Source organism: Halorientalis sp. IM1011, assembly GCF_001989615.1.
Classification (GTDB): Archaea; Halobacteriota; Halobacteria; order Halobacteriales; family Haloarculaceae; genus Halorientalis.
The window spans coordinates 221,350-233,495 of record NZ_CP019068.1 but is presented as its reverse complement, the minus strand read 5'-3'; the positions used below and the strand labels follow the sequence as shown (position 1 = coordinate 233,495).

Sequence of the window (12,146 nt, the reverse complement as noted above, 5' to 3'; positions counted from 1 at the left end):
GGGGACAGACCGGTAGTTGGTCGTGGCTATGGAGACTCAACCAGTCAACGACGAGCCCCTGCGTACGTTCGAGTGGAACTCCGCTGTAGGCCCAGCCATCGCAGCTATATCGGCAATTGCAGAGGAATGCGATTTGGACCCCAGAGAAGTCCCTTCACTCCACTCCGCGATCGACACTGAAGCACTCAACTCCCTCTTTACTACTGAGTATCAGGAGCAGCGATCCGCGAGCCGGACTGTTCGGTTCGAATTCCATGGGTATCGAATCGCCATTGAGTCCACCGGGCAGGGCTACCTTTACGACAGTAGTAGTTAACGACAGAGTAGCGAATGCAGATGTCGGCCATATTCTTCGCCCCCCCTGTTTCGCTCAGCAGAGAGAGTCAACCGATCACGACTCATCGAACGACCACGTTCCCTTAATGCTGTGTATTGAGAGGCCAGGGTTTGTTTTGGAGGCGGTCACGCGATCGTGGACTTGAGCGCGGTTGAAATCCACTCGTCCGGCATTCCCATTGTAACAGCCTATCGCCTCCACGTCCTCACCCCACGATGGGCTACAAACTCCGACTACGTAGCGTACCTCTTCGTAGGCTTGTTGCAGGTCGGTATGTAACGATTCAGAAACCACGGGTGTAGAAGGGGATTCAAATCGGTCCTGCCAATCATCGTGTAGCCAGTCGATTTGAGGTGAGTCGGAGCCGGGAGGATTGCTGAGAGTGACAGTTATAACCGATTCACTGTGCAATTGGTTCCCCTCTCGGTAGCTTGCCTCGATCGATTTCTCTTGGACATATCCAGTTGCAGGAGTGAACCACAACCAGGCACCGAGTCCACCCAGAGCGGCAACTCCAAGTGACCCGATGACAGTACGGCGGGAGGGCATAGTTTGATCGTATTTTCTATAGACAGTAGTGGATTCTGATCGGCAACTCTGATGAATACGCAGACACACTGAACAGACGGTTCACCTCCCCTTCCATGAAACAACCACCTTGAGAACTGTTCTATGACACCCTCAGCGGTGACAGCAAACTTTCAACAGTCTTGACGAGCTCTGTCTCGTAGTACGATTGGCTGATGTCCCGATTCTTCGTGGGTGAGTGCGCCCCGATCTTGGAAGGACTCTCGTCGTCGACGACCCGGTGCTCGATATCTTGTTCAGGATCGACGGCGAGAACGGATCCTGAACTCGTTCCAGTGCGGCGACGTTTTGCGATCTGCCGATCGAGCTATGTGGCTTAGCTGATTAGCTTAGCCGAATAGATTAGTTAACTGGCTTAGCTACTTGGCTTACAGCATACCTGTGGAGATCAACCTACAAGAGCCGGAAGATCGGGCGACGAATGCACTGACACCCTCGCCTGTGAACGAGAGTGGGCGCTCGTATCTTTAACCAACTGCGGATGGATACACCGTCCATGGGACTGCTCATCGGTACTCGGGACGGCGTCTTCCGCGCTGCAACTGTCCCCCTCGAGGACCCCGATCAGGTCCTCGACAGCGGAGACACGCTCCGCGTCCGCAGCTTTCCCGACGCCGACGGCGTGTTCGCGGCGACCAAGTCAGGCCTGTATCGGTCGCGAGACGAGGGACGCACGTGGGAAAATCTGGCTGTCCCCCAGGAGGAAGTGTACTCCGTCGTTGCGAGTCCAGACGGTGAGCGCCTCTACGCGGGGACCCATCCAGCACATCTCTACGTGTCGACCGACGACGGAGCTACGTGGGACGAACTCGAGGGCTTTCAGGACCTCCCGTCGCGAGACGAGTGGCATACGCCCCGGCACCGCAACGAGGCTCACGTTCGGAGTCTCGATGTGCATCCGGCGGCCCCTGATCGCGTCATCGCCGGCGTCGAAGTCGGCGGCGTCCACGTCAGTGACGACCGGGGTGAGAGCTGGACCGAGCGTCGAGACGGCGTCCACGATGACGTCCACCACGTCTTCGTGCTCGGTCCCGACTCGTACATCGCGTCGACCGGTGATGGGCTCTATCGAACGGAGGATGTTGGACAGTCCTGGTCGCGCCTCGATACGGATCTCGATCACCGGTACTTCCGTGAGGCCTTCGAACTAGATGGCCGGCTCTATGCGGCAGCAGCGCGGAGCTCGCCGGGGACATGGAGCGGGGAGAACGGTGCCGACGCGATCTTGGTAGAGTCCACTGATACTGGTGAAACGTTCGATGAACGGTCGTATCCTGGTGGTCCAGCCGAGGTTGTCCTCGCGTGGACGGCCGTCGACGGAGAGGTGGTGGCGGGGACGAACGACGGCCGCCTGATCCGCCACGAAGCGGATGGAACCTGGGCCGATGCTGGGCACGTTCCTGCGAGTATTCGATCGCTCACGGCAAATCTCGGATAATTCGAGACCAACGGCTCCACCAGGCGAGCCTTCATCCCTGAAGCCGCGACCAGCCACCCCTGTAATGTCACTCGTAGCCGACTCCATTTCGTGGTTGGTACTGGGCCAAAGTAGTTCTCGTGCACTGGCCGCATCGCAAGGGTGGTTTTCGCTCGCCAGGCAGTGGGCGATGGCGAGGCACCATCCCCGCAGCCCTGACCCAACCCGACGAGCATATCGAACTCAAACAACTGCTAGGAGGCCATCCCGATGACGGAGCGATTCGTCGGTGACACGCCGGCCGCTGCCCTAGACACCTTTATCGACGAACACTGTCGGCCGAACGAACGAGAGGCGAAGACGTATGTGTATCAACGCCGCTCCGTGGAACCGGTCGAAGCTGACGGCACCCCAGCGTACACGTTCAGTTTCACGCGACGAGAGGGGACAACCCATGTCGGCTACCGAGAGTACGAGGGGCCGATCTACGAAACCCGAGAGGGGAATTTCGTGATCGAACACTGGGAGTCGACGATTCAAGGGGATTCTCGCGCTCCAAAGCCACCCGGAAACACACCCCGACGATTGCGTGGGCGACGAACACGGGATCGCAGCCGCTGACTCCACCCGGTTCAGCCTGCCAAACACCGCCCAACATTTATCGACTGGCCTTACATCTTTCCGCTGTGCCAATTCAGCGGGCTCGACAAATCGACGATATCTACACCGATGTCGCAAACCACGATCTCGTACTCGTCCCCGATGCACCGCTCGCTAGCGCGCTTAACCGCCGGCTGGATCGTCCCCACCTGGGAACGTTCGCGACCACACCACGACGGGTTGCCGCGGGCCGACGGGAGCAGGCTGAGGATCGGATCGCCTTCCTCGAACTGATAGAGCAAACTGATCTCGACTGGAAATCGTGTGCCTACTCCGTCGGGAACATCCTCCAGTGCTGGGAGCACCAGGCGTCGATCGACGCAATTCTGGACTACGACGCCTACGCCGATACCCCGACACAGGACGCCGTCGAGTACATGCGCCCCCTCCAGACGACCTCCCGCAAACTCACGGATTACACGATCGATTCCGACCAGTCACTCGCTGTGGTCGGGCCCGAGGAGTTCACGCCGCTCGAACGGAGTATCCTCCCCGACGACTACACCACCGTCGATCTCTTCACGGACGACGCCTTCGGGCTGCCACCGTTCCACGTCTTCGACTCATCGGCGGCCCTTGTCGACGCACTGCTGGAAGCGATCGACGGGGATTCGGCCGGTCGTATCGCGGTCGTCCTCGACGGGTCGAGTCATTACGCCTCGCTCGTCGAATCGGCACTCGAAGCCGCGGACATTCCGTTCTACGGTGGACCGGGCTTTGCTGACGAACCGGCCAATCGTGCGTTCGTGGGCCTGCTCAGACTGGGGCAGGCGGGTCAGAATACGACAGTCCAGGATGTCCGCCCGCTCTGTGCCCGACTCGGAATCGACGTTCCCGTCGAACACGATCAGAAACGACTTCGGGATCTCGACATGGAGAGTCCCGATCTGGACTGGCTGGTTGACTTTGCGGCTACACTCGAGGGACAGACCTTCGGCGAGGCACTCACCGCCGTCGAGGAGCGACTCGGGACCGATCTCACAGCCTTCGAGACGGAACTCGACGAACTCGGGCTCACAGCCAAACCCGTCACGGCCGACCGGGTGGACGACCTGGCCTTCTATCTCCAGACCTACGAGGTGCCGGTCGACCGCGAGAACGAGGGCGTACTGCTCGCCGACGCGAAAGCAGCGGGCCACGTCGACCGCCCCCTCGTGTTCTACATCGGCCTGGACGAGAGCTGGACGCATTCGGCCCCACGACGGCCGTGGGTCGATCGCGACGCCCAGTTCGACCGCTACCTCTCGAGCTTCCAGCGCCTGCTGCAGAACGGCGTGGAGCGCTATTACCTGGTCCAGGACACCGCCGGTGGTGATCCCGTCACACCATGTCTCTACTTCCACGAACTCCTCGACGACGTCGAGCGGTTCACCGACTTCGAGTGTGTCGACCATACGAGAACCTTCGATGGTACCGGTGAGGGCTTCGACCGCGACCCCACGGCCGTCGAACCTGACACAGTCGACCGGCTGAGCCAGTCGACGCTCAATACGCTCGTCAACTCCCCCCGCGATCATCTCTTCGGTCGCCTCGTCGACTCCCCGGATCAGGATTACTTCACCGAGGGGACGCTCTTTCACGATTTCGCAGAGGTGTATGCGACCCATCCCGAGGCGATCGATGGAGCCGTCATCGACGATCTCGTCGAGTACATGCTCTCGGACGTTCAGCCATACTATGCCGACGAGGACCGCGAGCTCCGCGAGACGAAATACCGGACGGGGCTCGAAACGATCGTCACGTATCTCGACGAGAACCCGCCACCGACGGAGACGGTCCTCACGCCGACGTCGGGCTGGGGCGAGAACGTCGTCGCCACACGCCTCGACCTCACGGTCGAGTCACCGGTCACCGAACGCTGGTTCGAGAACGATACACTCGGGATCAAGGGGATGATCGACCTCGTCCAGGGGCCAGCCCACCTGCTGGATTACAAAAGCGGCTCGCAGAAATCCGAGCGGGACGTCGTCAAACAGGCAACTATGGACCCACCTGCGGACACGCCGAACTTCCAGGCGCTGCTGTATCTCGCCCACTGGCGGACCATCCGGTCCGACCAGCGCCTCGAATTCACCTTCTTCCACTTCATCGATGCACTGGACGACCTCGTGACCGGCGACGCCAGTCTCGACGAAATGCTGACGACGGTCACCTACCATCCCGTTACGTTCGACGAATTCGTCGCCTCGCGGGACGCCTACGAGGTCTTGCTGGATGGATACAACGACTGTGTCGAGACCTTCGAGGATCTTGGCTTCGAGGCCTACAGCGACATTATGGGCCAGCAGTCCTTCCCCGAGACGACCGACAGGGAGGAACTCCGTGCTTCGGCGTTCGCCGCGTCGTTCGAGAGTGCCGTCGATGCAGCCGTCTCGGCGGACGTTGGAGATCCCGCGAAGGGCTGTGATCAGGCGATCCGCGCACTCAACGGCGTTCGCAAGCGGGCGTTCTTCCGAGAGGATCTCGATCAGTTCGAGGCGTTCGTTCGCGAGCAACGCGAGACGCTGAATCGCTATCGTCGGGGTGAGGAACGGTTCCCCGTCGAGGGACCGGGCGGCGAACCGAACTACCGGCGTGTGGATCATCGCGACATGCTCCTGGAGGGTGAAGATGTCTGAGCCTGACCCCGATCTCGGATCCGAGGTCGAGCCCGGAGCTGAGACGGGCGCCGACGCAGACTCTCGGCCCGAATCAGAATTTGCGTCGGAAACGGCGTCGGGGCCGTCTCCCAACGACGACCAGCAGTACCTGATCGACAACACGGACGGATGCTATCTCGTCGACGCCGGCGCCGGGACAGGCAAGACCTTCACCGTCACGCGGCGGTACGCCACGATCCTCGACGACGCCGACGTCGAACCCGACGACGTCTTGCTGGCGACGTTCACCGAGAGTGCCGCGACGGAGATGAAGGAACGGATCGTCTCCCACTCGTCGTACGGTATCCGCGAACTCGCGGACGCGCCGATCCAGACGTTCCACTCTCGCTGTCACGACCTGCTGGATACACATGGCTACGGCGCGCCCACCCATCTCGGGATCGACGATCGGATTACGGGCTCGACGACGATTCTCGACGACGACCTCGTCGAAGAGGCCCACTTCCGGGAGTTCTACGACCGCTTCCGTGCCGACCATCCCGAACACCGCGATCTGTTCCGGGTCGTCGACGACCCCACCGAATTGCTCGATCTGACCAAACAGCTCGCAGCGAAGGGGATCTTCCCCACGGCCGAGGGTTGGTATCGCGATGGCGAGGCTCGACTCGAAGGAGATTTCGACCGCTTCGAGGACCGCTTCGCGACAGCCAACGCCCCACAGGGCGGGGGTAGCAGGCAGTCACGGCTGCGGAAACAACTGGGCAGCTACGACAAAAACGCTTGCTACCGGAGCGATGCCCCCAGCAAAGACGAGATTCGTGGCGGGCGTGGAACGAAACAGATCGATGCAGCGTGGGCCCGGGCGGCCTTCGAGGAAGACCGGGCCGAGCTGAAGCAGTTCGTCCACGATATCTACTTCGAGTATCTCGAATTCGCCCTCGGCCGGAACTACCTGAACTTCGCCTTCCTCCAGTTGTTCGCGTTCGTCCTGCTCTGTGCGGAGGACCGGGTCCGGGAGGAGACGGCCTTCGAGTACGTGATGATCGACGAGTTCCAGGACACCAGCGAGATCCAGTTCAAACTCGCCTTGCTGATGGCCGGCACCGACAATATCTGTGTCGTCGGTGACTGGAAACAGAGCATCTACTCTTTCCAGTACGCCGCCGTCGAGAATATCACCGACTTCGAGACGCGATTCGAGCGCTTCCGGGCCGATCTGAACGACGACCGTGAGCGCGTTTCGTTCGGCGTCCCGGACGTCGACCGCGTCGAACTGACCGAGAACTACCGCTCGACCGAGACCATCCTCGAGTTCGCCCCGGAGACGCTCGTCACGCCGGCCGCCAAATCCGACGACGTCGACGCGGACGCGATCCGTGAGGAAATCGTCGAACTGGATGCCAATGCGGCGTTTGACAATACACGGATCGAGGGCTACACGCACGAGGACGAACACGAGAGTGTCCTCACGAAAGTTCAGGCAATCGTCGACAACGAGGAGTATGCCGTCGAAGACGAGGCTGGCACCAGACGGCCGCCGCGCCACGAGGACATTACGATCCTCACACGGACCCGTGATTACGGTCGGGAACTCTTGGAGATTGCTCGCGAGCACGACCTGCCGGTCTCGTACGACGGCGGCGTCGAACTCTTCCGCTCGGACGAGGCGAAACTCCTTCTCGCCTGGCTTCGCATCCTCGAATACGACAGCGACCGTGGCTGGGCGGTCGTTCTCGAACGCGCTGGGTACACGCTCGACGAGATCGACGCGATACTCGACGGAGACGTGGCCCGCCCCGGGGCAATGTGTGACTTCCGGGACGCCCTGGCTGAACTGCAGAGCGTCGGCGCAGTCGCCCGCCGGGTGTTCGATCGCTATGGGATGCAGGGGGCGTATGCGGACGTCCTGCTGGACACGATCCAGTCGATCCACGAGACGACGACGCTCACTACCGGCGATCTCATTCGCCATATCGAACGCGGGATCGAGGCGGGTAGCGAACACGAGATCAGTACGAGTGCCGGCGACGATTCGGTGACCGTCCAGACGATCCACGGCGCGAAAGGGACGGAGTATCCCATCGTTATCCTCGCGAACATGAACGACGGGAAGTTCCCGCCCCGGCGACGAGGCGGTGGGACGATCACCTACGACGAATCGATCGGTCTTCGCCAGCACGACATCTTTGCCGCCGATCACGGCCAGGCCCACGTCTACGATAACTGGCGTCTGCAGATCCTCCGCCGGTGTCTGCCCGACAACTACGACGAAGAACGGCGGCTACTCTATGTGGCGACGACGCGAGCGAAAAACCACGTCATCTTTGCGGGCGGCGACAAGCCAAACCAGTTCCTCGAAGAACTCGACGTCGGGGTCGAAGCCTACGAACCGGCGTTGGTCGAAGAATCACCGACAGGCTACGAACAGACGACATTGGGTGCGACGATTCCGACACCGGATGGACCGGTTGGCCACACGCCACACACGCTGATGCAGGGTGATGTCTTCGAGGACGTCACCGACGGCAAGGGAACCGAATTCGGGAACCGCGTCCACGACTTCGCCGAGGCGTATGCGCTCGGTGAGTCTGTAGACTCCGGTGCTGAAGAGGACTTCCACCATGTGCAGGAATTCCTCGAGTCCCTCGAAGGCGAGTTATTGGTCGAGGAAGACGCCTATCTGCCACTGACCGTGGACGGCGACCGGGTTACGGTGTCGGGGACAGTCGACCTGATTCACGTGCGGGACGAGACGGTCGAGATCATCGATTACAAAACGGATCGGGGCCGTCATGGCCAACCGGAGTATCGCAAGCAGCTGAGTGTCTACTACCACGTCGTGAGTGCGTCGTATCCCGATCGAGATGTTACGACCAGTATCTTCTACACTGCTGAAGGGGAGCGCGTCGAAATCGATCCGCTGACGCGCGATGACCTCATCGATATCGTGCGAACGGGTATGGTTGCGTGAGTGGAGGCATTCAATCAGGAAGACTAGTTCTGCTGGTAAGAGCGGTGCTATCGGGTAACGGACGTCGACCGATGCGACTCAAAGGCACCTTGATCGACAGCTCGCATCTCGTACAGCGCCTCCCCGTGTGCCTCGACGCAGACGGTGGATTCAACAGCGAAAATCACTCTCGATGGATGCTCTCGTCTGATGTATCGAGATACTGCTGGCGCAACTGGACCACATACTGTGCATCCCAGCCTTTGGTTTCAACGTAGTACGTGAGCGCTGCGTCGATGTATTCCTCGGGTAGAATCCCGTGAGTTGCGAACGTGCAGAGGATGTGCGGTGTCGTGAAGAGAATATTCCGGTCGTCGAGCGCGAGGGTGACGAGCAAATAATTCGTCGTATTGAATTCATCGGTGATGAAGACGTCTGCGTCCAGTTCGTTGGCCAGCCAGATGCAGTCGGATTCCCCGGGATCAAGCCCGTAATCGAGTGGCCCATCAGCTCGGTTGTCGACATCGTGCGTCGTAAGATGGCGGGCTGCTTGGAGCACCAGTTCGGCAGCTGCCGCGAGGAGGTCATCGCTCCCTGTCGCGTCGGTGACCTCACCGAGGACGCTTGCGGGAGTGTGGACGTCGTACGCGGTGAGGAGTGCCTTGAGTGGGTCCCCGCCCGAGGGTGCCTGTGGTCGGCCGTCAACGACCGGTGTGGCGAGATTCAACAGTACGTTCGTATCGACGACGGCAACGGCTCGCTCCGACATCCTCAGGGACGTGACTCATCGTCGAAATCAGACGGGCTTGCGTCCCTCCATTCGGAGATTTTGCCGTCGTAGAAGGGATCGTTACTCGGGAGGCCATCCTTGAGTCTGGGGATGGCAGGCGTTCGGTCGATCGACTCCCGGAGGAGTTTCAATCGCATCGCTTCCTCACGGCCAAGGATTGCTTCGACGGTGTCATAGTCGACCCGGCCCTCATAGTAGGCGTCGCTCAGTCGCCGGCGGAACTCTTCGTCGTTTGCGAGGTCCTCAAGTTCGTCCTCAAGAGCCTTGATGAGGAGGCGGGTACGAGAGATATCGAGGATTTCAACGACGCTGTCGGCGCGATCGACGAGGGACTTCGGGGCGTTGAAATCGACCCGGGTTTTCTCTTCAGCCATTATCTATGTGTAGGTCCTACACATACTTAGTTTTCGCGCCGTTCACGCGGTTGGATTGAGTGACCGCATGGTGACTTCCTCACCCGCCGTGAACGGCGGGATTTCCTCGCTACAGCAAAGATGAACGGCCAGTCGATTTCGTGGGAACAGAGTCGTGTCCGGAGGAACAGCAGGTCGAACCCGCCCATCTAGCATTCGCCAGTATTCCGTACGTTTACGCCGGGAAGGAGGTCAAAGACGGTCATTCGGCTTGTCCACTGTTACGTCCGCTGCTGGTCCGACTATCCAATCGTCCGGGATTACTTTTGTGTCTGCCCCAGTATCGATTTCGACCTTGCCACGGATCGGCTCTCTGTTCTGTTTCTGAATCGGTGGGAGTTCTGTTACAACCGCTTCAGTGGTGTACCCATAGACAGTACTGTCGGGCCCGTCCACATAGTAAGCAATCCGATCCCCAGGTGAATATGGGAACCTACTCGTTGCCGTTGCTGGGTCGATGGGTTGGTTGTCTGCTGTGCCGCTGCTGGCTTCGTCCGTTGTGGATGTCCCCCGTCGAGCGATGTCCACTCGCTGGATCGAGAAACTGGTGAGGGATGCAACATCGTCACGACTGCTCGTCCACTCGGTCAGGATCTGTTCGATTCTGTCGACGGTGAGTTCACTTCGGCTATCGACCTCGAGTTGCCATTCGGTGCGTTGTCGCGAGCCTGTGGAGTCATCATACTCGACGCGGATGTAGTAATTGCAGTCGGTCTCTGCAGCGACTACCTCGACAGAGAGCGTCTCATCGTCGACCGAAATGGTCGCCATACCGCTGGATTCAACCCTAACGCACTTAATTAAGGGCCATCCGGCCCCAAACTTCGAACGGAGTCGGCGGGACTGGCGTCGATCTCTCTGTGTCGTTCTTGGAGTCACCGGAAACCGTACCTCTCCCAGCAGTAACAGTGCGGCAGCCCACCGTTCAGGGGCGAGTCACTGACCAGATTCGGATCCATAAAGAGACCGAGGCCGGGTACCCCGCCCCACCGTGGGCGGGGGTGAAGGCCGACACCCACGGCAGCTTTTAACACCGTAGAGTCGCACATTCGCCATACAGCGATGGATTACTCGCACCGCTTTCAAGCGTACCCCGAGCAAGAAGGGCTCGAGGAAGCGTGTGAGTACCATCTTGACCACCACCGCCAACTCTACAACCACGTTCTTCACGACTACGAGAACGCCCCTGAGGACGACAAGCCCACGCGGTACGACCAAAACCAGAAAGTGAAGGACTGGCGCAGCAGGTGGCCCGAATGGAAGCAGCTCTCCAGTACTGCTATGCAGGCCACCGTCCGCCGTTTCCACCACAACCTCCACGGTCTCTCCGCGCTCAAAGAAAACGGCTACAACGTTGGCAAACTCCAGTGGAAGGCACCACGGGACTACCGTTCGATTACCTACGTCGGGAAGAGCTTCGACCTTGACGAGAAGAGGGGCTCTTCCGACACTGGGTACGTCCGCCTCGCCAAAATCGGCTGGATCCCCTTCCGCCAACATCGTCCGTTTCCCAACGATGCAGTGGTGAAAGAGGTGACACTGAAGAAGGAGGCGACGGGTGAGTGGTTCGTCTCCTTCGCCCTCGACTACCCAGAGGACGCCCTTCCCGAGAAACCCGACGTGGAGGAGATTGATGTCGAGGATTGCGTGGGTGTGGACTTGGGCATCCTGAACTACATCCACACCAGCGATGGCCTCAGCGTTGGTCGGCTTGACCTTGAGGACGAGTACGAGCGACTCGAGAAGGCCCAGCGGACGCAAAGCCGCCGTGTGGAGGGATCGGATAACTGGGAGAAGGCACGCAGACGCGTCGCCAAGCAGAAGCGTAGGATTCAGCGGAAAGTCCGCGACTTCCAGCACAAGCTCACCCGGTGGCTTTGCCGAGAGTATGACGCTGTGTTCGTCGAGGATTTAGACGTGAAGAAGATGCTGGAGGATTCCCACAACGCGCGTCGCAAGCAGGATGCGGCGTGGCGCCAATTCATCACCCTCCTCGAGTACAAGGCGGAGCTGTACGGGTGTCACGTCAAGCAAGTCCCTGCACCGGGAACGACGAAGGAATGCGCCCGGTGTGGTGTGGAGGTTGAGAAGGAGTTGTGGATGCGTGAACATTCCTGTCCGAGTTGTGGGTTCGAGACGGACAGGGATTGGAACGCGGCACTCAACATTCTTCAGCGTGGTCTCGCGCGGCTAGGAGTGGGATGCTCCGAAGGCACGCCTGTGGAGACTGCGGCCGCTGCGGGCACCGAGGCAAACGCCGGTGACGTGCCTGCAAGCCGTGTCGTCGAAGCAGGAACGTCCGTTTGCGAGGACGGGCGAAGCCCCGCCCCACCGCGGGCGGGGTGAACATTCACGAGGCCTGGAAGCGAGAAGACGGATGTGGTGAGAGGG

8 protein-coding genes are annotated in these 12,146 nt (G+C 60.1%); 5 read left to right on the top strand and 3 right to left on the bottom strand.

What is annotated here, in order from left to right; genetic code table 11:
- Positions 1-28: 28 nt before the first annotated feature.
- The 4 genes from BV210_RS20925 to BV210_RS18620 all read left to right on the top strand — a co-directional run bounded on the left by BV210_RS20925 (position 29) and on the right by BV210_RS18620 (position 8,573).
- Positions 29-316 (top strand): HalOD1 output domain-containing protein, encoded by a 288-nt coding sequence (locus BV210_RS20925; RefSeq protein WP_077208280.1) that lies wholly within the window; start codon positions 29-31, stop codon positions 314-316.
- A 1,105-nt stretch (positions 317-1,421) separates the two neighbouring features.
- Complete coding sequence (locus tag BV210_RS18630) at positions 1,422-2,363, top strand: WD40 repeat domain-containing protein (RefSeq protein WP_077208276.1); 942 nt, start codon at positions 1,422-1,424, stop codon at positions 2,361-2,363.
- Between the two features lie 665 nt (positions 2,364-3,028).
- Positions 3,029-5,620, top strand: coding sequence for a PD-(D/E)XK nuclease family protein (locus tag BV210_RS18625; RefSeq protein ID WP_077208275.1), 2,592 nt, complete (start codon positions 3,029-3,031; stop codon positions 5,618-5,620).
- On the top strand, positions 5,613-8,573 hold the full coding sequence (locus BV210_RS18620) for an exodeoxyribonuclease V subunit beta (RefSeq protein ID WP_084802728.1): 2,961 nt from the start codon (positions 5,613-5,615) through the stop codon (positions 8,571-8,573). The genes BV210_RS18625 and BV210_RS18620 overlap by 8 nt, the downstream gene beginning before the upstream one ends.
- A gap of 163 nt (positions 8,574-8,736) precedes the next feature.
- Here the strand turns inward: BV210_RS18620 and BV210_RS18615 are convergent, their stop codons facing one another.
- The 3 genes from BV210_RS18615 to BV210_RS18605 form a co-directional block, all read right to left on the bottom strand.
- A complete protein-coding gene (locus BV210_RS18615; protein ID WP_077208273.1) occupies positions 8,737-9,321 on the bottom strand; it encodes a hypothetical protein in 585 nt (194 codons plus the stop codon).
- Between the two features lie 2 nt (positions 9,322-9,323).
- Positions 9,324-9,716, bottom strand: a complete 393-nt coding sequence (locus BV210_RS18610; protein WP_077208272.1) for a hypothetical protein — start codon at positions 9,714-9,716, stop codon at positions 9,324-9,326.
- A gap of 231 nt (positions 9,717-9,947) precedes the next feature.
- Positions 9,948-10,526, bottom strand: coding sequence for a hypothetical protein (locus BV210_RS18605; RefSeq protein ID WP_077208271.1), 579 nt, complete (start codon positions 10,524-10,526; stop codon positions 9,948-9,950).
- 291 nt (positions 10,527-10,817) lie between these two features.
- On the opposite strand from BV210_RS18605, the gene BV210_RS18600 reads away from it, so the two are divergent.
- Positions 10,818-12,101: an RNA-guided endonuclease TnpB family protein gene (locus tag BV210_RS18600; RefSeq protein WP_077208269.1), complete on the top strand. Its 1,284-nt coding sequence runs from the start codon at positions 10,818-10,820 to the stop codon at positions 12,099-12,101.
- Positions 12,102-12,146: the final 45 nt, after the last annotated feature.

What these genes read in the sequence shown, in the direction of transcription:
- BV210_RS20925 (WP_077208280.1), top strand. Translation starts at nt 29, where the DNA reads ATGGAGACTCAACCAGTCAACGACGAGCCCCTGCGTACGTTCGAGTGG.
- BV210_RS18630 (WP_077208276.1), top strand. Translation starts at nt 1,422, where the DNA reads ATGGGACTGCTCATCGGTACTCGGGACGGCGTCTTCCGCGCTGCAACT.
- BV210_RS18620 (WP_084802728.1), top strand. Translation starts at nt 5,613, where the DNA reads ATGTCTGAGCCTGACCCCGATCTCGGATCCGAGGTCGAGCCCGGAGCT.
- BV210_RS18615 (WP_077208273.1), bottom strand. Translation starts at nt 9,321, where the DNA reads ATGTCGGAGCGAGCCGTTGCCGTCGTCGATACGAACGTACTGTTGAAT.
- BV210_RS18610 (WP_077208272.1), bottom strand. Translation starts at nt 9,716, where the DNA reads ATGGCTGAAGAGAAAACCCGGGTCGATTTCAACGCCCCGAAGTCCCTC.
- BV210_RS18605 (WP_077208271.1), bottom strand. Translation starts at nt 10,526, where the DNA reads ATGGCGACCATTTCGGTCGACGATGAGACGCTCTCTGTCGAGGTAGTC.
- BV210_RS18600 (WP_077208269.1), top strand. Translation starts at nt 10,818, where the DNA reads ATGGATTACTCGCACCGCTTTCAAGCGTACCCCGAGCAAGAAGGGCTC.